The organism is Geobacillus sp. CCR, from assembly GCF_052906625.1.
In genome coordinates, this window is the sequence record NZ_JBREBQ010000002.1 from 144,858 (window position 1) to 165,821 (window position 20,964).

At 54.4% G+C, this 20,964-nt stretch carries 20 protein-coding genes and 1 other annotated feature; all 20 genes read right to left on the minus strand.

Features of this window, described 5'->3' with window-relative positions:
- Positions 1-6: 6 nt before the first annotated feature.
- A complete protein-coding gene (locus ACVBDQ_RS02010; RefSeq protein WP_011232028.1) occupies positions 7-936 on the minus strand; it encodes a peptidase U32 family protein in 930 nt (309 codons plus the stop codon).
- Positions 933-1,586 (minus strand): O-methyltransferase, encoded by a 654-nt coding sequence (locus tag ACVBDQ_RS02015; protein ID WP_014196397.1) that lies wholly within the window; start codon positions 1,584-1,586, stop codon positions 933-935. The genes ACVBDQ_RS02010 and ACVBDQ_RS02015 overlap by 4 nt, the downstream gene beginning before the upstream one ends.
- A 437-nt stretch (positions 1,587-2,023) precedes the next feature.
- A complete protein-coding gene (mltG, locus tag ACVBDQ_RS02020; protein WP_081130658.1) occupies positions 2,024-3,115 on the minus strand; it encodes an endolytic transglycosylase MltG in 1,092 nt (363 codons plus the stop codon).
- A gap of 242 nt (positions 3,116-3,357) precedes the next feature.
- Positions 3,358-3,657 carry a DUF1292 domain-containing protein gene (locus tag ACVBDQ_RS02025; RefSeq protein ID WP_011232031.1) on the minus strand — a complete coding sequence of 100 codons (300 nt, stop codon included), beginning with the start codon at positions 3,655-3,657 and terminating at the stop codon, positions 3,358-3,360.
- 15 nt (positions 3,658-3,672) lie between these two features.
- A complete protein-coding gene (gene ruvX, locus ACVBDQ_RS02030; protein WP_011232032.1) occupies positions 3,673-4,089 on the minus strand; it encodes a Holliday junction resolvase RuvX in 417 nt (138 codons plus the stop codon).
- Between the two features lie 4 nt (positions 4,090-4,093).
- A complete protein-coding gene (locus ACVBDQ_RS02035; protein ID WP_011232033.1) occupies positions 4,094-4,360 on the minus strand; it encodes an IreB family regulatory phosphoprotein in 267 nt (88 codons plus the stop codon).
- 67 nt (positions 4,361-4,427) lie between these two features.
- Positions 4,428-7,064, minus strand: a complete 2,637-nt coding sequence (gene alaS / locus ACVBDQ_RS02040) for an alanine--tRNA ligase (protein WP_023634609.1) — start codon at positions 7,062-7,064, stop codon at positions 4,428-4,430.
- Positions 7,065-7,110: 46 nt separating this feature from the next.
- Positions 7,111-7,335 (minus strand) — a binding site (T-box leader).
- A gap of 47 nt (positions 7,336-7,382) precedes the next feature.
- Positions 7,383-8,444 carry an AI-2E family transporter gene (locus ACVBDQ_RS02045; RefSeq protein ID WP_021321998.1) on the minus strand — a complete coding sequence of 354 codons (1,062 nt, stop codon included), beginning with the start codon at positions 8,442-8,444 and terminating at the stop codon, positions 7,383-7,385.
- A 118-nt stretch (positions 8,445-8,562) separates the two neighbouring features.
- Positions 8,563-8,697, minus strand: a complete 135-nt coding sequence (locus ACVBDQ_RS02050; RefSeq protein ID WP_013144658.1) for a YrzQ family protein — start codon at positions 8,695-8,697, stop codon at positions 8,563-8,565.
- A gap of 11 nt (positions 8,698-8,708) precedes the next feature.
- Positions 8,709-8,900 (minus strand): hypothetical protein, encoded by a 192-nt coding sequence (locus ACVBDQ_RS02055; RefSeq protein WP_008881018.1) that lies wholly within the window; start codon positions 8,898-8,900, stop codon positions 8,709-8,711.
- Positions 8,901-8,915: 15 nt separating this feature from the next.
- The gene (locus ACVBDQ_RS02060) at positions 8,916-9,389 is read right to left on the minus strand and encodes a PRC-barrel domain-containing protein (RefSeq protein ID WP_011232037.1); all 474 of its coding nucleotides are present in this window, start codon (positions 9,387-9,389) and stop codon (positions 8,916-8,918) included.
- 25 nt (positions 9,390-9,414) lie between these two features.
- Positions 9,415-11,775, minus strand: a complete 2,361-nt coding sequence (gene recD2, locus ACVBDQ_RS02065) for an SF1B family DNA helicase RecD2 (RefSeq protein WP_011232038.1) — start codon at positions 11,773-11,775, stop codon at positions 9,415-9,417.
- Between the two features lie 19 nt (positions 11,776-11,794).
- Entirely contained in the window at positions 11,795-12,457 is a 663-nt protein-coding gene (locus ACVBDQ_RS02070) for a tetratricopeptide repeat protein (protein ID WP_011232039.1), read from the minus strand.
- A gap of 90 nt (positions 12,458-12,547) precedes the next feature.
- Complete coding sequence (gene mnmA, locus ACVBDQ_RS02075) at positions 12,548-13,663, minus strand: tRNA 2-thiouridine(34) synthase MnmA (RefSeq protein WP_119877911.1); 1,116 nt, start codon at positions 13,661-13,663, stop codon at positions 12,548-12,550.
- Positions 13,664-13,677: 14 nt separating this feature from the next.
- Positions 13,678-14,820: a cysteine desulfurase family protein gene (locus ACVBDQ_RS02080; RefSeq protein WP_011232041.1), complete on the minus strand. Its 1,143-nt coding sequence runs from the start codon at positions 14,818-14,820 to the stop codon at positions 13,678-13,680.
- A gap of 27 nt (positions 14,821-14,847) precedes the next feature.
- Positions 14,848-15,264 carry a cysteine metabolism transcriptional regulator CymR gene (gene cymR, locus ACVBDQ_RS02085; protein WP_011232042.1) on the minus strand — a complete coding sequence of 139 codons (417 nt, stop codon included), beginning with the start codon at positions 15,262-15,264 and terminating at the stop codon, positions 14,848-14,850.
- Between the two features lie 19 nt (positions 15,265-15,283).
- Positions 15,284-15,508 carry a hypothetical protein gene (locus tag ACVBDQ_RS02090; protein WP_011232043.1) on the minus strand — a complete coding sequence of 75 codons (225 nt, stop codon included), beginning with the start codon at positions 15,506-15,508 and terminating at the stop codon, positions 15,284-15,286.
- 40 nt (positions 15,509-15,548) lie between these two features.
- Positions 15,549-16,844, minus strand: a complete 1,296-nt coding sequence (locus ACVBDQ_RS02095; protein WP_011232044.1) for a replication-associated recombination protein A — start codon at positions 16,842-16,844, stop codon at positions 15,549-15,551.
- A 107-nt stretch (positions 16,845-16,951) separates the two neighbouring features.
- Entirely contained in the window at positions 16,952-17,812 is an 861-nt protein-coding gene (locus ACVBDQ_RS02100; protein ID WP_011232045.1) for a TetR/AcrR family transcriptional regulator, read from the minus strand.
- 97 nt (positions 17,813-17,909) lie between these two features.
- Positions 17,910-20,957, minus strand: coding sequence for an efflux RND transporter permease subunit (locus ACVBDQ_RS02105; protein ID WP_011232046.1), 3,048 nt, complete (start codon positions 20,955-20,957; stop codon positions 17,910-17,912).
- Between the last annotated feature and the right edge of the window lie 7 nt (positions 20,958-20,964).

Here is a 20,964-nt window from a genome sequence, read left to right on the forward strand (position 1 = left end):
CTTTTCTCAATAAATGGTCTCTTTGAAGAAAAATCCGGTGTCGATGCGGCGATGCGGCGGCTGAAGCGCTTCAACGGCCGCAAGCAGCTCCTCTTTTTCCCGTTCGTACCGCTCGCGGTCATCGGCGCATAAATCGATGGCGCGGCGGTACAGCTTCGTCACTTCGGTAATGTAGCGCGGCTCGTGCAAAATCCCGTCAATTTTAAAGCTGTCGATGCCGGCCTCGACCATGTCGCCGAGCTCATCGATCATGCAAACATCGTTCGGGCTCATAATATGCGTGCCGTTTTCGTCTTCAAAAATCGGATATTTGTTGTCGCGCTCTTTGTCGTAAAGAAACATCCCTTTTTCGTACTTCTTCCGTTCAACTTCCATCACTTTCCCTTGATATTCAAAATAGCTGCCGATCAGCGAGCGCTTCGATTGGTACATGCACATCGCGCCGTGCACTTGCACCTCGATTTCCACTTCGGCATGGGCTTTGATTTCCAAAATGGCGTCCATGTTCAACTCGCGGGCCAAGACGGCGCGCTTCGCCCCTTTCCGGCCCCAATAGTTGCACGCATACCAGTTCGTCGCTGTCGTCTCCGTGCTCCAGTGGAGCTTCATGTGCGGCGCCGTTTCTCGGACAGTCAAGAGCACCGCGGGATCGCCGAAGACGATGGCATCGGCGCCGACATCAGCCAAAAACGCGACGTAGTCGCCAAGCTCGTCCACTTTATCGTTATGGAAAATGGCGTTCATCGCCACATACACGTTCATGCCGCGCCGGTGGGCGGCTTTGACGGCGGCAGCGACATCATGGCGGGAAAATTCGCCGGCAAGCCGCAAACCGTAGCGCTGCTCGCCAATGATGACCGCGTCCGCTCCGGCTTCAGCCAGCTCGTCGATATGGGCAACGCTCGTCGGCGTCACGAGCAATTCGGGTTTTTTCACTGTTCTTCACCTCGTTTTTTCGATATGGCGAGCCCATCGCCGACCGGAATGATGACCGTATCATAACCGCTTCGACTCATGAGCCACTCATTGTAGCGGCGAATTTTTCGGGCGATGTTCCAAAGCCGTCGATTGTCCGCCGGCGCTTCGGCGGCGACGAGCCCCTTAAACAAGACGTTGTCGCTGATGATGAGGCCGCCTGCAGCCACAAACGGCTCATAGAGCGTAAAAAAGCGCTCATATTGCCCTTTGGCGGCATCAATAAACAGCACATCAAACGGCGCGGCGGCCGCCACACCGGCCTCGACCGCGAGCGCATCGCCCAACACCGCCTCGATTTGCCGCTTGGTGTTCGTCTTTTCGATGTAAAAACGGGCGCGCTCATACCGCTCCCGGTCTTTTTCGATCGTCACAATGCGCGCATCCGGCAGCGCCTTTGCCATCCGGATCGCCGAATAGCCGATCGCCGTGCCGATTTCCAAAATGCGGCGCGGCCTGATCAGCTTCAAGATGAATAACAGCACTTCGACGCTCACCGGATCCATGATCGGTATGCGGTGCCGATAGGCGTACTGCTCCATCTCCTCAATGTCCTCATCCGGCGCCGGACGCAGCTTTTGCAAGTACGAAACAATGTCATTGGAAAGCAAGAGGAATTCCTCCCTGCCGTCAGCAAACTGAAAAGCGCTCGCCAAAGTTGAACTATATAGATGCAACGAAGAAGTTTAATATATCCTTGACGGAAAAGCGGTTTGCCCATTTTCGACTGACGGAGGCAAGCCTGTGGCTTGCCTCCGTCACGCCTTGGCGTGACGGAAGACCGAACAACCGGCCTGCTTCACAGACCCATATATGGGTCTGGAAGCGGCGTTGTTCGGTCGCCCGACAGTCGATCAAATACTCGGGAAAAACTACAAATGGTAAAGCTTCAAATTGCATCTATATACAACCCGGCATTTGCGCTTTGTCGTCATGAAAAATAAGAGCCGCAAAGGACTCTTATCGTTGGTCTGTTCAACTATACTACCATAAAACAGCGGAAAAGCGAAGCCGTTTCACCCCACCGGCCATTACCTTCCGTTTTGACCTATTGTTTTCCAATATGCTTCGCCTTTTCCCGGTTATGCTCGGCCAACGTTTTCGTAAAAATGACCTCGCCGCCCGGTGTCGCCAAAAAGTATAAATAGTCGGTCGCCGCCGGTTCAAGCGCCGCTTCGATCGACATTACGCCGGCGTTGGCGATCGGCCCCGGCGGCAGCCCTTTATGAATGTACGTGTTGTACGGCGAATTGACCTGCAAATCTTTATACAACACACGCTCTTTATGTTCGCCAAGGGCGTACAAAACGGTCGGGTCGGTTTGAAGCGGCATGCCGCGGTGCAGCCGATTGTAAAACACGCTGGCGATTTTTTGGCGGTCAGCTTTTTCCGTCGCCTCTTCCTCAATGAGCGACGACATCGTCAACAGCTGATGCGGCGACATGTTCTTTTCTTTCATCGCTGCCTTATATGTGTCAAGCACAGCTGCCGTTTTCGCCACCATCGCCTCAATGATCTCTGAGAGCGGCGGCTTTTCGTCAGCAAACACATACGTCGCCGGGAACAAGTAGCCTTCCAGCGGATAGCGGATGCCTTTCCGAAAAATATCATCAGTCAACAAATCCGGGTGCATTTTCATCAGCCGTTCGATATACGCGCGATCGTTAAGCAATTTCATAATTTGTTCTTGTTTGTACCCTGTTTTCGCAGCAATGAGGTCAGCGATTTGCACCAATTGCGACCCTTCCGGAACGGTCAGCTTCAATCCGATTTTTAGCGATTTCCCCGTTTTTAACAGCTCAATGATGCGCGCCATTGGCATCGCCCGCGTCAACTCATACTCCCCAGCCTGGAAGCCGGATTCATTTTTCCAGCGGACATATAAGCGAAACACGGCCGCGCTTTTAATGAGCCGCTTTTGTTCGAGCTGCTCGGCAATCGTCGCCGCCGATGAACCGATCGGAATCGAGACATGGACCGGGGTGCGGTCATTCGGGTCGACGGGCTTAAGCGCTGAACGGATGTATAAGAAACTGCTGGCGCCGGCAATGACAAACGCCGCCAGCAGAACAGCACAGACAATCAAGACGATTTTCCGCACAAGCCGCGCCTCTGGCGCCCTAAAATCGTTCTGTTTCATCTTTGTCCTCCTTTCACCCGGCCATATTATACTACAAAGTTCCGCATTTTTCGCCCTTGACGGTCAAAAAATGCAAAGCCAGGGGAGGAAACGCGCCGGTCAATCGAAGCCCTTCGCAACATTTGTCGGACAAACAAGAAGATGTCTGAACCATTGCATGGAACACAACTTATCGTTTCTCAGCGCATAATACGGCAATAAGAAAAGGGGCCCCGATCCTTTTGGCCCCCCTCTGCTGTCCGTTATTCGTCGTCTTCCTCTTCCTGTTCAGCGCAAAACGTATTCCATACTTCTTCGATCATGTCCCACTCTTCTTCCGTCTCGATTGGGAGCAGTTCGCCTTCTTTGTTCTCATCCCCAGGGATGAAGGCGGAAACGTGCACTTCCGTCTCGCCGTTCTCATCTTCCGCCTCGACGCCGACCGGATAGTAAAACACATACGATTTGCCGAAATCATCCGATTCAAACGTAAACAAAATTTCGCACAGCTGCTCGTTGCCATGTTCGTCGACAACGGTAATATGACGGTCTCCGTGTTCCATGTTTTCTCCTCCAATTTATCGTTTACTGTCCAAATATGACTGCAAAATGACGGCCGCCGCCATTTTGTCGATCACTTTCCGCCGCTTTTTCCGGCTGACGTCGGCAGCGATCAACATCCGTTCGGCGGCCATCGTCGACAGCCGTTCATCCCAAAGCACAACGGGCAAAGAAAACTCCTCTCGCAATTTGGCGGCGAACCGCTCGCTTGCCTCAGCGCGCGGCCCGAGCGTGCCGTTCATGTTTTTCGGCCACCCGACGACAATCGTATCGACGCCGTACTCATCGATGATGGCGCGCAGCCGCTTTAAGCCGTAGTCGCCGCGCTCCGTATCAATGGCGATCGTCTCCAATCCTTGCGCTGTAAGGCCGAGTTCGTCGCTAACGGCAACGCCGAGCGTTTTCGTTCCCAAATCTAATCCTAGCGTCCGCATCAGGTTAATCCTTTCGTTGCCCCTGTAAATAGAATTTCACCAATTCCTCGATTAATTCGTCGCGTTCAATTTTGCGGATGAGCGCACGCGCATCTTTATGGCGCGGAATGTAAGCTGGGTCGCCGGACAACAAGTAGCCGACAATTTGGTTGATCGGATTGTAGCCTTTTTCCTGCAAGGCGCCATACACCGTCAACAACACTTCGCGAACGTTCGTCTCGGCCGGCTCCTCGGAAAAATGAAACTGCATCGTTTGGTCAAACGAGCTCACCGTTTCCACCTCGCTCCTTATTCAGGCACCCCGTCCTTTTACATCCATTGTACACGATCCGCGCCAATTAGGAAACGGATTTCACCCATGTTTCGACATAACCGAGCGCTTCGCCGACCTTGCTTGGGTCCTTGCCGCCAGCTTGCGCCAAATCCGGGCGCCCGCCGCCGCCCCCACCGCAACGCGACGCTACTTCTTTCACCAGCTTGCCGGCATGGAATCCTTTTTTCACCAAATCGTCCGTTACTGCGGCAATCAGTTGCACTTTTCCGCCCTGGACGGACGCCAACACGATGACCGCCGTGCCGAGCTTTTGTTTCAAATCATCAGCCATGGCCCGCAGTTGATTCATGTCATTGGCCTGCACTTTTGCCGCCAACACCGGCACGCCGTTTACATCTTTCACTTGACGGGTGAGGTGCTCAGCTTCCATATGGGCGAGGCGGGCAGCAAGCGATTCATTTTCGCGCTCGAGCTCTTTCAGCTCGGCAAACAGTCCGTCAAGACGCGCATTCAATTCTTTCGGGCTTGTTTTCAGTTTTTGCGCCGCCTCTTGCAAAATAGCAAGCTGTTCGCTCATAAAGCGGTATGCCGCTTCCCCGGTCACCGCTTCAATCCGGCGCGTGCCGGCGCCGATGCCGGACTCGGAGACGATTTTAAACAACCCGATGGCTGATGTGTTGGGCACATGGCAGCCGCCGCACAGCTCGAGGCTGTAGTCGCCGACTTTGACGACGCGGACGATGTCGCCGTATTTTTCGCCAAACAGCGCCATCGCGCCCATCGCTTTCGCTTCCTCGAGCGGTTTATAAAAAATGTCAACCGGGAGGCTTTTCCAAATTTGTTCGTTGACGATGGCTTCGATGCGCTCGAGCTCCTCTGGCTTCACTTGCCCAAAATGGGTGAAGTCAAAACGAAGCCGGTCCGGGGCGACAAGCGACCCCGCTTGGTTGACATGGCGGCCGAGCACGTCTTTTAGCGCTTGATGGAGCAAATGGGTCGCCGTATGGTTTTTTACGATGCGCATCCGCTTTGCTTCATCGACGCGCGCCGTATAGCGGGATCCTTTTTTCACCGTTCCGCGTTCGACGATGATCGCATGAAGATGTTGGCCGTTCGGCGCTTTTTGCACATCTTTGACGACCGCTGTTCCTGTTTCGCTTTCAAACACGCCTTGGTCAGCGATTTGTCCGCCGCTTTCGGCGTAAAATGGCGTCACATCGACGATGATTTGCGCCTCTTCGCCGGCTTTCACTTCCTCGACAAGCCGCCCGTCTTTGACGATGGCGATGACCGTCGATGCAGCAACAAGCTCATCGTAGCCGACAAACCGGCTTTCATCTTTAATGTCACCGAGCACTCCGCCTTGGACTTGCATCGAATCGACATCTTGCCGGGCCGCGCGCGCCCGTTCGCGTTGCCGCTCCATCTCGCGCTCAAATCCGGCATGGTCGACCGTCATGCCCGCTTCAGCGGCGTACTCTTCCGTCAGCTCGATCGGAAAGCCGTACGTATCATACAGGCGGAACGCTTCCTCGCCCGGAATGACGTCGCTTCCTTGCTCTTTCGCCTTTTCGATCACCTCCGCCAATATGGCGAGCCCTTCATGGAGCGTTTCATGGAACCGTTCTTCTTCCGTCCGGATGACGCGGGCGATGAAATCGGCTTTTTCTTTCACCTCCGGATAGTAGTCGTGCATAATCTCGCCGACGACCGGGACGAGTTCGTACATAAACGGACGGTCAATGCCGATATGTTTCGCATAGCGCACCGCGCGGCGGAGCAGGCGGCGCAGCACATAACCGCGGCCCTCATTTGACGGCAGCGCCCCGTCGCCGATCGCGAACGTCACGGCTCGAATATGGTCGGCGATCACCTTAAAGGCGACGTCTTTGTCCGGATCTTCGCCATACCGCTCGCCGGCGATCTGCTCGGTCGCGCGGATGATCGGCAGGAACAAGTCGGTTTCAAAGTTCGTCGGCACGTCTTGCAAAATCGAGCACATCCGCTCCAAGCCCATGCCGGTGTCGATGTTTTTCTTCGGCAGCGGCGTGTACGTGCCGTCCGGGTTATGGTTAAACTGCGAAAAGACAAGGTTCCATACTTCTAAATAGCGGTCATTTTCCCCGCCTGGGTACAGCTCCGGATCGTTCGGGTCGTTGCCGAACGCTTCGCCGCGGTCGTAAAAGATTTCCGTGTTCGGACCGCTCGGGCCTTCGCCGATGTCCCAGAAGTTGCCTTCAAGGCGAATGATCCGCTCTTCCGGCAAGCCGATTTCGTTGCGCCAAATGTTGTACGCTTCCTCGTCTTCCGGATGGACGGTGACGGACAACCGTTCCGGATCAAAACCGATCCATTTGTCGCTCGTCAAAAACTCCCATGCCCAATGGATCGCTTCCCGCTTGAAGTAATCGCCGATCGAAAAGTTGCCGAGCATTTCAAAAAACGTATGGTGGCGCGCCGTTTTCCCGACGTTTTCGATGTCGTTGGTGCGGATCGATTTTTGCGCGTTGCAAATGCGCGGGTTTTCCGGAACGATGCGCCCGTCAAAGTATTTTTTCAACGTCGCGACGCCGCTGTTGATCCACAACAGCGACGGGTCGTCGACCGGAATGAGCGATGCGCTCGGCTCAACCGCATGGCCTTTTTCTTGGAAAAACTCTAAAAACATGCGCCGCACTTGGGCGGATGTCAGCTTTTTCATGATGATCCTCCCCTTTCGCCTTTTATATAAAAAAACTCCCATCCCCTGCAGGGACGAGAGTTATGCTCGCGGTACCACCCTGTTTATGGGCAAAAAACGCCCATCACCTCTTTGGCCGTAACGCAGCCTTGCGTCAGGTTTTGCCTGCGCTCCGGATTAGCCTTCTGTTGCCCTTCATCTGGAATTTCTTTCAGCCGCGGAAATTCCTCTCTGTGCGCGAGCTCGCGCGTTAAGATGGACTGCAACATACTCGATCCGTCATCGCGTTATGTATTCGCTTTTTTCATTGAAAGATTATAGACAAGCAGAGAGCATTTGTCAATGCGAAGCATAATGCTCTTTCCAATGGGCGATGGCCACTTTCAGCACCGCCGCCGTCGGAACGGCGAGAATGAGGCCGAGCACGCCGGCGAGCTCGCCGCCGGCAAAGAGGGCGAGCATAATGACAAGCGGATGCATATGCACGCTTTTGCCGACGATCAACGGCGACAAGATGTTCCCTTCTAAAAACTGCAAGGTAAAAATGATGACAAGCACGATCACGACCATTTTCAGCGAGACGGTGGCAGCCAAAATGACCGCTGGAACGGCGCCGATCAGCGGGCCAAAATACGGGATGATGTTCGTCACGCCAATGACAAAGCCGAGCAACAGCGGATAATCCATGCCGGCAAGCCACAAGCCGAGCGCCGCTGCCAGACCGATCGCCGCACAGACGAACAGCTGGCCGCGAATGTAGCCGCCGAGCGATTCATCGACATCCTTCAAAAACGTCATCCCCGGCCCACGCCACCGCTTCGGTGTCATGTACCAAATCGCTTTTTTCAACACATCGATGTCTTTTAACATATAGAAGACGATAAACGGAATGATCAACAGCGTCGCCGCCGAACCGATGAACGATTTGGCGGCGTTGATCGCCATCGCGACGGCGGCCGCCGCTGCCTGCTCGATCTCGGCAAACATCGCTTCGATGCGCGTGTGCACCTCAAGCGGCCAATTCGACGTCTCGTCGTGGATGTGGCGCACCCATTGGCGGTATGTATTCATCAAAGACGGCAGCTGTTCATCCAGTTCACGCAACTGGGCGATGAATAGCGGCACGCCGCGGTACAAGCCGTAGCCGACCAAACCGAAAAACAACAAATAAATCAACAAAATGGCAAGGGCGCGCGGCATTCCTTTGCGATGGATGGATTCCACAAGCGGGTAGAGCAAATACGTAATAAACGACGCCAGCAAAAACGGCGTCAACACCGTTGCGATAAAATCAATGACCGGCCGCCAAACGTCTTTCATCCGAACGATCAAATAGATGATTGCCGTCATGAGCAGCCATTTTCCGATGCGAAAGAACGACAGCCATTGTTGCTCGCCCATCGCCACACCTCCTACCGTTTAGTGTAGGAGATGCGGCGGGAAATATGCCTTCACCGCTTTTAGCACTATTTGACAGCCACAAGGCGACGCCCCCGCGCAAAGGCGAGGGCGAGCGCCGTCAGCGGATCGCTTGCATCAAGCGGCGGCGCATCCTCCGCATCGTGCGACCGTTCATCCAATCGTTTCGTTGGGCGAGCTGATAAGCGGCGACGCCTAATCCGACTGCTAACAGCGACGTCATCATCCGGTTCATGCGTGTCCCCCCTAAAATTGGATCGTGCGTTCGTGGTCGTCAAACAAGTCGTCAAGAGAACTCAACGTTCCGTCTTCTTCCACTTGATGGGCGTGGATCATCCCTTTCGAGACGGACAGCTCAATAAAGCAATCCCAGCAGTAGTACTGGTTGACGCCGATTTTCCCTAAATTTTTTCGTTTGCAATTCGGGCAAATGAGCATGGACAGCCACTCTCCTTACATCGTTGTTTCCACGGTGACCACGCCTTCTCTGGCGGTGAACGGAGCGAGCTCCATTCGTTTCTTTCCTTCGGTCAAATCGGAAAAAAATCCCTCGCTGATCTCGTATCCGTCAATTTTGCCCAATTGCCCGTCAAAATATACGTCATCCAACAGTCCGATCGTTGTTCCGTCCGCGGCGACAACCATGCTGCCGGCGAGGCCGCGTTCGCCGTAAAGAGAGTGGCCGCTGTCAGGAGAAGGAAACGGCTGGAAGCTATCGGCATCACAGATGATGACTCGGTCGTTTTCGAACGACTGCACGGCTGAAAGCGGCAAATAGCGGCGGCGGCCGAACAAACCGCCCTGTTCCGCGACAAGCCCTTTGACCGCGCCGTGGCTGGTAAACCAAATGTCAGCGATCGTTCCGACCATTTTTCCCGTCGTTTGTTCATAAATGGGAAGGCCCTTGATGTCGGAAAACGTCCGCATCGTTCTCCCACCTTTCCAGCCACCTTTAGCTTGGCTCATCGCCCATAAAGTCATACGGCGTAACGTTTTCCATCCCCATGTTCGCCTCTTCAAACGGCAGTTCGACCTCGACAAACGGCGCCGCCGCCCCCGCCAGCTTCTCAGCGAGCGCCGTCTGGCGCGCTCCGTCGCTTTGTTTTGCGACGCCGAATCGAAACGCTTCCTCTTCCCCGCATAAAACGAGAAACTGCTTGCTTCTTGTCACCGCAGTATACAACAAATTCCGTTTCAACATCCGGTAATAGCTTTTGACGACGGGCAAAATGACGATTGGAAACTCGCTTCCTTGCGCCTTATGAACCGAACAGCAGTACGCATGGGTGATTTGTCCTAAATCTTGCCGTGTGTACGTCACTTCAATGCCATCAAACGAGACGACGAGCAAGTCTTGCTTTTCGATATTTTCTTTGGCGTAAAAAATGGCAACGATTTCGCCGATGTCGCCGTTAAACACATTGTCTTCCGGTTGATTGACGAGCTGCAGCACCTTATCGCCGACGCGGTAGACGACCTCACCGACCGACAGCTCCCGCTTCCCCTCAGCCGGCGGGTTGAACAGCTCTTGAAGCGCTTTGTTCAATTGGTCAATGCCCGCTGGACCACGGTACATCGGGGCGAGCACTTGAATATCTTTGACGGAAAACCCTTTTTTGCGCGCGTTGTCCGCGATTTGCCGCACGACATCGACGACCTGGCCCGCACGGCAGCGGATGAATGAACGGTCTGCCTTCGGAGCGGTCAAATCGTCCGGCACGACGCCGCGCTTCATCTCATGAGCAAGCTCGATGATCGATGATCCTTCCGCCTGGCGATACACCTCGGTCAACCGAGCGAACGGAATGACGCCTGAAGAGAGCAAGTCTTTCAGCACTTGCCCTGGCCCGACGGATGGCAATTGATCCTCATCGCCGACAAAAATGACTTGCATGCCGTTTGGCACGGCTTTTAACAGCTGGTTGGCGAGCCACGTGTCGACCATCGACATCTCATCGATGACAAGCAGCTTGCCGGAAATCGGTTCGTTCTCGTCGCGGCTGAACCCTTCCGCCCCATTCCAGCCGAGCAAGCGGTGGATCGTCGCCGCCGGCAGCCCGGTCGCCTCGCTCATCCGCTTCGCCGCTCGGCCGGTCGGTGCGGCCAGCAGCACCGGAAACGGCTCGCCTTGTTTGTAGTCAGCCGGGTCAAGAGACAGGCCGTTTAGGGCGGCAAACAGCTCGACGATGCCTTTGATGACCGTCGTTTTCCCCGTTCCCGGACCGCCGGTCAAAATAAACAGCGGCGAAGAAAGCGCTTGTTGGATCGCTTCCCTTTGCTGGGGGGCATATTGCATGCCAAGCCGTTCCTCAAGCGCCCCAAGCGCCAGCAAAAACTCCGACTCGGCAAACGCCGACGGCGGCGTCTGCCCGAGCAGCCGCTTAATGTTGGAGACGATCCCTTTCTCGGCGAAGTAAAGGGAAGGGAGATAATAACGCCCTTGCTCGGCGATCAGCTTCCCTTCTTCGCTTAACATCAGAAGCGTTTGGCTGATCGCTCGTCCATCCACCGCACCGCTCAGCCTTCCGTCAAGCAGCTCCCCGATGCGCTCCATCAGCTCTTCCTCGCGCAAATAAACGTGCCCTTCCTGCAAGCACGCCTGTTCAAGAACAAACAACGAGGCGGCGCGCAGCCGGGCCGGATGGCTGCCGGAAATGCCGAGCTGGCGCCCGATTTCATCAGCGCGGCCAAAGCCGATCCCTTCGATATCCTCAACGAGCTGGTACGGGTTCTCGTGGATGATGTCAACCGCTTCTTCGCCATACGCTTGGTAAATTTTCATGGCCAGCTGCGGGCCAAAACCGAGCTGGGCGAGGGCGATCATCGTTTGCTCAAGCCCTTCGTGGGCGCGAAGCGCATCGTACAGCTGCTTCGCCTTTTTTTTCGTCAGCTTCGGCACACGCTCTAGCGCCCTGGGGTCGCGCAAAATCGCGGCGATCGCGTTTTCGCCGAGCGTCTCGACAATCGCCGCAGCCGTTTTTTTGCCGATTCCTTTAAACAAACCGCTCGATAAATAATGAATGACTCCTTCTTTCGTGTTCGGAAGCTGTTTGCGGAACTGACTAGCCGCATATTGGCGGCCAAAACGCGGATGTTGGCGGAATTGTCCGTAAAAGATGTAGACGTCCCCTTCGTTTAAACGCGGAAAATAGCCGGTGACGACGACTTCCTCCTCAACGGGCGCTTCGTTCGTTTCCTCAACGCGCACGCGGACGACCGTGTACAATGTTTCCTCATTATGAAAAATGACCGCCAAGCACACTCCTTTAATGAACGTGCGTCCGTCAAGGGCGAGGATTTGTTGCTCTTGCAACAGCCATCCCCCTGCCTTTTTACGGCGCAAGCCGCTTTTCCATCAGTTTCTTTCCGTATCCGGCAAGCACGTGATCGGGCTTGGCTTCCAAGGCAGCGGCAAACATATTGCGGGCGGCATCGAGCTCATCTTTGTACGCATAAATGACGCCTAAATTGTAGTACGCATCAGCGTGGCGCGGATCGAGTTCCAACGTTTTTTCGAAATAACGCTTCGCCTCATCGACATAATCGAGCGTGGCGAGGCAAAGGCCAAGCTGAAACAGCGCTTCGGCATCCGTCTCGTTCAGCTCAGCCGCGCGCTGCAAATACGGCAGCGCCAGCCGCGGCATCTCGAGCCGCCATAAGGACATGCCGAGCATAAAATGCGTATCGGCATCGTCAAGACCAAGCCCTAGCGCGCGCTCAAACATATCTTTCGCTTTCGCGAACTGCTCACGCTTATAATGCACTGTACCCATGCCGTAATACGCGGCCGCCGCCTTCTTGTCAATTTTCAACGCCTGTCGGAAACAGTCAAGCGCCTTCTCTTCTTCACCGGCAGCAACGAGAACCGTGCCAATGTTAATGTACCCGGCTGGATCGTCCGGATGCTGTTCGACCGCAGCGGAAAAACAGCGGATGGCTTCCTCATACTTCCCCTCGCGCATATACGCCAAGCCTTGTTCGTTGAAATTGGCCACCGCCCATCCCCTCCCTGATTCAACGTGATTTTCAAGCAACGGCCTCCAGCCTAATAGCCTGATTGAAGATCGTGCGCACCGGCACATCCGTCAACCAACATACCAAAGCTTTTCGCCGTTGCGGAACACCTCATCGATCGTACCGCCGCCGAGGCATTCCTCGCCGTTGTAAAAAACAACCGCCTGCCCCGGCGTCACCGCCCGCGCCGGCGCATCAAACACGACTTCCGCCCCGCCGTCCGCAAGCGGGTGGACCGTCACGCCGACATCAGGCTGACGATAGCGAAATTTCGCCGTGCAACGGAACGGCGCTTCCGGCTTGCGGTCAGACACCCAGTTGACATCGACCGCCTTTAGCGAGGTGGAATACAAATATTCGTTTTCAAACCCTTGGGCGACATACAGCACATTTTCGCGCACATCTTTGCCGACGACAAACCACGGTTCGCCGCTGCCGCCGATGCCAAGGCCGTGGCGCTGGCCGATCGTGTAATACATGACGCCGTCATGCCGCCCTTTCACTTCGCCATCGAGCGTTTTCATCACTCCCGGCTGAGCCGGCAAATAATGGCTCAAAAATTCTTTGAAATCGCGTTCGCCGATAAAGCAAATGCCCGTGCTGTCTTTTTTTCCAGCGGTGGCGAGCCCAGCCTCTTTGGCGATCCGGCGCACGTCCGCTTTCTGCAAATGGCCGATCGGAAACATCACTTTCGACAGCTGAGCTTGGCCGAGCTGGTTTAAAAAGTACGTTTGGTCTTTGTTCGGGTCGGCTCCACGCAGCATTTTATATTCGCCATCGCGAAACTCGACGCGGGCGTAATGGCCGGTTGCGATGTAATCGGCGCCGATCGACATGGCGTGCTCTAAAAACGCCTTGAACTTAATTTCCTTATTGCACATCACGTCCGGGTTCGGCGTGCGCCCGGCTTTGTATTCATTCAAAAAGTACGTAAACACTTTGTCCCAATACTGTTTTTCAAAATTGACCGCATAATACGGGATGCCGATTTGATTGCAAACGCGCACGACGTCTTCGTAGTCCTCAGTCGCCGTGCAAACGCCGTTTTCATCGGTGTCATCCCAGTTTTTCATAAAAATGCCGATCACATCATATCCTTGTTCTTTCAATAGCAGCGCAGCGACCGACGAGTCGACCCCGCCGGACATGCCGACGACGACGCGCGTTCCGTGCGGCGCTTTGTTCATGCTGTTTCCCCCCTTTAGCGGTTTGTGAGCCGCTTTATGATCTTCACTGTTTCCTCGGCCGCCCGCTCAATTTGTTCCATCGTATTGCCGAGCCCGAAGCTGAAGCGCACAGACGAACGGATGCGCTCCGACTCTTTTCCGCACATCGCGACAAGCACGTGCGACGGGTCGATTGACCCGGCGGTGCATGCTGACCCGCTCGAGGCGGCAATGCCGGCTAAATCCAAGTTCACGAGCAGCGATTCGACATTCGTTCCCGGGAAGGCGACATTCAAAATATGCGGCAGGCCATCCGGGCGGCCGTTGACCGCATAGTCGATCCCTGAGGAGCGGAAAATCGCAAGCATCGCCTCGCGCCACGCCGCATATTGCCGACGTTTCTCTTCCCTTGTTCGCTCAGCGATTTCCGCCGCCTGCGCCAAGCCGATGATGCCGGGGACGTTTTCCGTGCCGGCGCGCCGCTTCCGCTCCTGTTCGCCGCCGAAAAGGAGCGGAGTGATGCGGACCGTTTCCCGGACATACAAAGCCCCGCTTCCTTTCGGGCCGTTGATTTTATGAGCGGAAATCGACAGCAAATCGATCCCGTATTCATTCACATCGATCGGAAGAAGCCCGTACGCCTGGACGGCGTCCGTATGGAAATAAGCCGGATGATCGCGAAGCAGCGCCCCGATTTCGCGAATCGGCTGGATCGTGCCGACTTCGTTGTTGGCAAACATGACCGACACCAAAACGGTCTCATCGCGCAGCGCGGCCTTGACATCCTCGACCGATACCGTCCCTTGTTCGTCAACGGGCAAATACGTGACCTCAAACCCTTGCGTCTCTAAATATTCACAAGCGCGCAGCACCGCATGATGCTCGATGGCGGTTGTAATGATATGATTGCCGCGGCCGCGGTTCGCTATGGCCGTTCCGATGACCGCAAAGTTATCCGCTTCCGTGCCGCCGCTTGTAAACACAATCTCCGTCTCTTTCGCCCCAATCGAGCGGGCGACAACAGCCCTCGCTTCATCGACCGCGCGGCGGCTCTGCCGTCCAAAATGATGGATGCTTGACGGGTTGCCGAACTGTTCCGTCATCCACTGGACCATACCGGCAGCTACGTCTGGATGGACCGGGGAAGTTGCCGCATGGTCCAAATAAATCCGTTCCAACGGTCATTCTCCTTTCCTTTCTGTTGCTTAAATATAAAACATATATGCCCCTTCATCCCCGTCGCTATACTTCGCCAAATCTTCGAGCGTTGTGCTGTCGAGCACTTCCTCGACCGCATCGCGGATGCGAATCCATAGCTCGCGCTTCGCCGGCTCTTCCTCCTCGAGCTCCTCGACCGGGGTCAGCGGCCCCTCCAACACGCGCAAAATGTCGCCGGCGGTGATTTTCGCCGGATGCTCAGCGAGCACATAGCCGCCATACGCTCCACGAATGCTTTTGACGAGCCCGGCGTTGCGCAACGGCGTGACGAGCTGCTCTAAATAATGTTCAGATAAATTGTTCGCCTTGGCGATCGAACGAAGCGAGATCGGACGATCGCCATATTTTTTGGCCAATTCAATCATAATCGTCAAGCCATATCGGCCTTTCGTCGAAATCTTCATTCATATCCCTCCTAACCGCTTAACCCTTGCGTCCGAGTGCCGGCGGCCGGTCCAAGCAGGCGGCTTGCGACCTTTTGGCATTGCGGCAGCGCCAAGCCGGCATCGAACCGATCGTCACACAAAAAAGGAACGTGCCAAACGACACCGGGCCGCCGAGCAACCAGCCGGCCAACAGCACGAACGCTTCGATCCCGATGCGAATGTACGCCACGTTCCATCCGGTCAGCTCGGTCAAAGCGAGCATGAAACGCCTGTGTTATTATATCATAAAAATCCCTTTCCCTTCACGGCTGAACCTTGACCTCTTGTTTCAACTGCTCAAGCCGCCGGTACACCTTGGCGTAATGTTTTTCCTCGCCATGCTCTTTCGGTTCATAATAGCGGACGCCTTCCAGAGCGGAGGGCAAATACGCTTGCGCCACCCAGCCGTTCGGATAATCGTGCGGATACAAGTAGCCTTGTCCACGCCCGAGTGCAGCCGCCCCTTTGTAATGAGCGTCTTTTAAATGATCCGGAATATCGCCAAGCTTGCCGGAACGGACATCGGCAATGGCAGCGTCCAGCGCCTTGTAAGCACTGTTGGATTTCGGGCTTAAACAGAGTTCAATCGTCACAACCGCGAGCGGAATGCGCGCTTCCGGCAGTCCGAGGCGTTCCGCCGCTTCGACCGCTGCCTGTACTTTCACTCCCATCATCGGATTGGCAAGTCCGATGTCCTCATAAGCCATCACAAGCAATCTCCGGCAAACGGACGCCAAGTCTCCGCCTTCAAGCAGACGGGCCAAATAATGAAGCGCGGCATCGGCATCGCTGCCGCGCACGCTTTTTTGAAACGCGGACAACAACGAATAATAATGATCGCCATATTTGTCATGGGTAAAACCGCGGTTTGCGGTGCATGAAGCCACGATATCCTCATCAATATACAAGCGGCCGTGGCGCTCATCGGCAGCCGCAACCGCCGCCTCCAGAAGCGAAAGCGCGACGCGCGCATCCCCACCGGCTGCCTCGGCGATGCGCCATAACAACGACTCGTCAATGACAACCGGCGGCTCGCCGACCCCTCGTTCCGGATCAGCGAGCGCCCGCTTCAGAATGATCATGAGGTCATCCGGCTTGAGCGGTTTCAGTTGTTGGATTTGCCCGCAGCGGCTGCGAATGGCGGGATTGACCTCGTGAAACGGGTTTTCCGTTGTGGCGCCAATCAAGGTCACGAGCCCGGATTCGAGATGCGGCAACAAAACGTCTTGCTGCGCTTTATTCAGCCGATGGATTTCGTCGATAAACAACACGACGTTCCCTGACCAGCGCGCCGCTTCGACTGCCTCTTCGATTTCCTTTTTGCCGGCGGCCGTCGCATTGATAGCGACCCATTCGCGCCCGGCGGTGCGGGCAATGGCGTAAGCGAGCGACGTCTTCCCTGTCCCCGGCTCTCCGTAAAGCAAAAGCGATGGAACATGACCTTTTTTGACCATTTTATAAAGCGGCGTACTAGGGCCAATGATGTGCTGTTGCCCAACGATCTCATCGATCGTCCGCGGCCGCATCCGCCAAGCAAGCGGCTCCGTCGTTTTGGGCATGCCGACCCCCTCCTTGAGATTGATGACGCTATGTTCACAGACATCCTCCGATGCCGCCTATTCATTTTCGGCGAATGGGGCGTCTCCCCGTGGGAAGATCGGTGGTTTTAATAAAAATAGCGTTCAATGGCCTCCTTCAACTCATTGTACAGCGGAAGCGAGTATTTCGCCAAATAGAGCAGAAGCGCCTCCACCATAAACCGCCTAGCTGTCTCCCCTTTCTCGAGTTCTTCCTTCAATAAGCGCAGCGAGCGAAGAATATCGTCTTCAACCGGACGCAGCGCCGCCATGCGCTCTAAACAGCTGATGGCCCGTTCTTTCCATTGACTCCGCTCTTGGGTCGCCGCAGCAATGTAATCCGCCATCACCGTTTCATCGAGCAATCCCGTCTTGCCGTCAAGCAGGCTGGCAACGATGGCATCAAGCCGATCGAGCAAGAAGGGGGCAAGCTTCTCAGGAAGCAGCGGCTTTCGGTCTACCGCCAAGTAAATCAGATATTCTTTCAGCATTCCGTTGAGCATCGTCGCGCAATCAAACGAAACTGGACGCACTTGTTCGCCGTATATGTCTTCAATCGCCCGGCGATACCAGTGGAGCGTATGGGCGCGGATGCGAAACACCAGATGCTGCACCTCATGGCTCACCTTCACAGCTTGTTCGCCCAACTGCATTTGCACCAGCTCTTTATGTTCGTCAAACAGCTGGATTTGTACAGTCAACTGACGGCAAAACCGCTCGCGCGCGGTTAAGGCGGGATCAGCCTCGATTTGTTTAAGCTGGCGAAACAAGACTTCATAATGGTAGCGGAAAATCGATACAGCCAACTCTTCTTTTGATTTGAAATAATTGTAAATCGAACCTTTGGCTACTCCGCTCCGCTCGGCTATTTCCTGCATGGAGGTAGCGTGATAGCCTTTTTCGGCGAATAATTTCATCGCCGTTTCAATGATGTCCTCTTTCCGTCCCAATGTTTTCTCCTTCCTTACTCCTTCTTCATGTCCATTATAGTCGATCTTGCCATGAAAAAAAATGCCGGACGGCCCGTTATCCGGCCATCCAGCCCTGTCATTTTGCCATCGGTTCGCGTTTTGCCGTCCGGAAGAAAAACGCCTCATACATCGCAGGAATGAACACAAGCGTCAATAACGTCGACGACGTCAGGCCGCCGATGACCGTGATGGCCAGCCCTTTCGAAATCAACGTGCCGGCCTCATTCGTCAGCGCAAGCGGAATGAGCGCTGTCACAGTCGCAAAGGCTGTCATTAAAATCGGCCGCAGCCGTGTTTTGCCGGCTTCAATGATGGCGCTTCGCACCGTCATCCGTTTTTGTTCGCGGTTTTGTCCGATTCGATCCACCAGCACGATCGCATTGGTCGTCACGATGCCAATGAGCATCAACAAGCCGATCATGACGCTGATGGAAAGCGGCTCATCGGCCACATACAAAGCAAACAGCGAACCGATGGGAACAAACAAAAGGGAAGATAAAATGATCAGCGGCACCCGCACTTTGCCAAATGTAATCAGCATCGTCAAATACACAAGCCCGATGGCCGCCGCCATGGCCACACCGAGCTCGCGGAACGTCTGCACCGTCTCATCGCTTCCGCCGCCCGTTTTCACTGTGACATCGGATGGGATCTTCAAATCATTTACATGTTTCGAAATATCATTCGTTACTTTCTGAATGTTGTCGCCGACAATCTGGGCGGATACGCGGGCAAACACTTTTCCGTCCAGCTTTTGAATGGACGTATACACGTCCGCCTCTTTCACTTCGGCGACAGCTGAAAGTGGAATCACTCCGTTTCTCGTCACGATCGGAAGCTCTTTCAACTCATCGATCGATCCCAACGTTTCATCATACGAAAGTTCGACTTGCTCATCCTTGCCGCCGAGTTTCAGCGTCCCCACATCGACCGGTTTGGTCGCATCGGCCACCGCCCCCAGCAATTGCATGCCCGAAACGCCATAAGCGGCCGCCTTTTCCGGATCAATGGCGACAATCACTTGTTTTTGCTTTTCCGTCAAGTTATTCGTCACATCTTTGACATCATCGCGTTGTTTTAAATACGTCTCGACCTGTTTGGCTGCTGTTTGGAGCGCCTCCAAATCATTGGAGTATAAGTCAATATTCACGTTATTATTCGTTGGCGGCCCTCCGCTCGACATCTCTTGCACGCCCACTTTTGCCCCGGGCGCGAGCTGATTCGCGATGCGGCGCATTTCTTTTTCGAAAACGGCCACGGTTTTCGCGGTGTCAGCGCTGTCCTTTAATAGAATATAATAGCTGGCTTGATTGGGCCGCTTCAATCCTGTGCGGAAATCGCGGCTTCCCACCGCGGCGGTGACGCTCTCGACATCGCTTCGTTTTAAAAACATCTTTTCCATCTCCAACGACACATCATTCGTTTTGGCCACCGATGTGGAAGCCGGCAGTTCAATGCTCGCCACCAGCGTTTTCTGCTCTTCGTTCGGCAAAAACGTAAATCCAAGTTTCGGCACGAGCGTCAATGAACCAACCAATAGCACAACCGACAACACAAAGACAATCGCTTTATGGTTGAGCGCCCATTCAATGATTCGGCCATACAGACGCTGAAGCGCTCCTTCTTTTTCCTCTGGCGGCACACGGCGGAACGAAAATTTCGCTAAAATCGGCACAACTGTCACGGCCACCAACAAAGAGGCCAACAGGGCAAACGTAATCGTCAAGGCAAAAGGCAGGAAAAATTCCCCTGTAATGCCCCCAACAAGCCCGAGAGGCAAAAAGACGACAACCGTTGTGATGGTCGAGGACACAATCGCTTTGACAATTTCTTTCGTTGATTGCTCGACTAAATCATCGCTCATGCCTGTTTTCTCCCGGCGGACGCGGCGGAAAATATTTTCGATCACGACAATGCTGTCATCCACGACTCGGCCGACGGCGACGGCCATGCCGCCAAGCGTCATGACATTGAGGGTAATATCCATACGATTGAGAAAAATGGCCGATACAAGCAGCGAGAGCGGAATCGAGACGATGGCAATCACAGTCGCCCGAACGTTGCGCAAAAAGAGCAAGACGGCCAGCGAAGCGAACAGCGCCCCGAGCAGCCCTTCACGGACAAGCGATTCAACGGATTGTTTGATGCCAGCTGACGAATCAAACCCGATGGAATAATCAAACTGATGTTTGTAGGAATTCAGCACTTTGATCACTTGGTCTGCCACTTCAATCGTATTGGCATCTTGTTTTTTCGTCACCGCCATCGACAGCGATGGCTTCAAATTATAGCGGGTGAATTCGCTTTGCTCGTTGACTTCCTCAATCGTCGCAATATCCCCAAGCTTCACGGACGCAACGCGCTGCAATCCATTCGCCGCCATAGGAACAGCTGTCGGCACGAGTTTCAGATTTTTCAACTCATGGATGGTGTTCAATTTTTCCTCGACGCGAACAGGAATTTGCCATGTATCGGTTTGCAACGTTCCAGCCGGGAACGCCAACACCTTTTCATTGATTTGGTTTTTAATCTCTGACAAGTTCAATCCCGCCTGAGCAGCCTTTTTCCGATCGACTGTGATCCGGATGAGGCGCTCGCTGTCTCCACCGATCGAAACGGAATTCACCCCGTCGATTTTATTCAATTCTGGAATCACTTCGGTTTCCAGCAACGTTTGCAGATCGGTTCCGTTTTTGGCAAACAAGGAAATGTTGAAAACCGGGATGGAACCGAATGAAAACCGATTGACTTCCGTTTGCACATTATCGGGCAATCCTGCCTTATCAATGAGCGATTCGACCTGCCGCTCCATTTTCTCCATATCCGTCCGAAACGGAAATTCAAGATTCATAACGGCCATTCCTTCATAGGAAGAACTCTGCATTTGCTTAAGCCCGTCAAGGGACTTCAGTTTTTCCTCGAGCTTGGCCGTGACCTCCTCATTCACGTCTTGCGGAGAAGCCCCAGGATAGACCACTTCAATCGACAACTGGGGAAATTCAATGTTCGGCAGCAAATCGACCTTCAAGGAGGAGAAGGAATACAGTCCTAGAAACATGAGCAAAAACGAACATACAAACACAGCTGCCGCATTTTTCAAACTGAACCTGGTCAAAAACGTCATCATGCCA

What these genes read in the sequence shown, in the direction of transcription:
- ruvX (WP_011232032.1), bottom strand. Translation starts at nt 4,089, where the DNA reads ATGCGGACGCTAGGATTAGATTTGGGAACGAAAACGCTCGGCGTTGCC.
- ACVBDQ_RS02095 (WP_011232044.1), bottom strand. Translation starts at nt 16,844, where the DNA reads ATGCCCAAAACGACGGAGCCGCTTGCTTGGCGGATGCGGCCGCGGACG.
- ACVBDQ_RS02045 (WP_021321998.1), bottom strand. Translation starts at nt 8,444, where the DNA reads ATGGGCGAGCAACAATGGCTGTCGTTCTTTCGCATCGGAAAATGGCTG.
- ACVBDQ_RS02105 (WP_011232046.1), bottom strand. Translation starts at nt 20,957, where the DNA reads ATGACGTTTTTGACCAGGTTCAGTTTGAAAAATGCGGCAGCTGTGTTT.
- mltG (WP_081130658.1), bottom strand. Translation starts at nt 3,115, where the DNA reads ATGAAACAGAACGATTTTAGGGCGCCAGAGGCGCGGCTTGTGCGGAAA.
- cymR (WP_011232042.1), bottom strand. Translation starts at nt 15,264, where the DNA reads ATGAAGATTTCGACGAAAGGCCGATATGGCTTGACGATTATGATTGAA.
- ACVBDQ_RS02025 (WP_011232031.1), bottom strand. Translation starts at nt 3,657, where the DNA reads ATGGAACACGGAGACCGTCATATTACCGTTGTCGACGAACATGGCAAC.
- ACVBDQ_RS02060 (WP_011232037.1), bottom strand. Translation starts at nt 9,389, where the DNA reads ATGCGGACGTTTTCCGACATCAAGGGCCTTCCCATTTATGAACAAACG.
- ACVBDQ_RS02090 (WP_011232043.1), bottom strand. Translation starts at nt 15,508, where the DNA reads ATGCTCGCTTTGACCGAGCTGACCGGATGGAACGTGGCGTACATTCGC.
- alaS (WP_023634609.1), bottom strand. Translation starts at nt 7,064, where the DNA reads ATGAAAAAGCTGACATCCGCCCAAGTGCGGCGCATGTTTTTAGAGTTT.
- mnmA (WP_119877911.1), bottom strand. Translation starts at nt 13,663, where the DNA reads ATGAACAAAGCGCCGCACGGAACGCGCGTCGTCGTCGGCATGTCCGGC.
- ACVBDQ_RS02055 (WP_008881018.1), bottom strand. Translation starts at nt 8,900, where the DNA reads ATGCTCATTTGCCCGAATTGCAAACGAAAAAATTTAGGGAAAATCGGC.
- ACVBDQ_RS02050 (WP_013144658.1), bottom strand. Translation starts at nt 8,697, where the DNA reads ATGAACCGGATGATGACGTCGCTGTTAGCAGTCGGATTAGGCGTCGCC.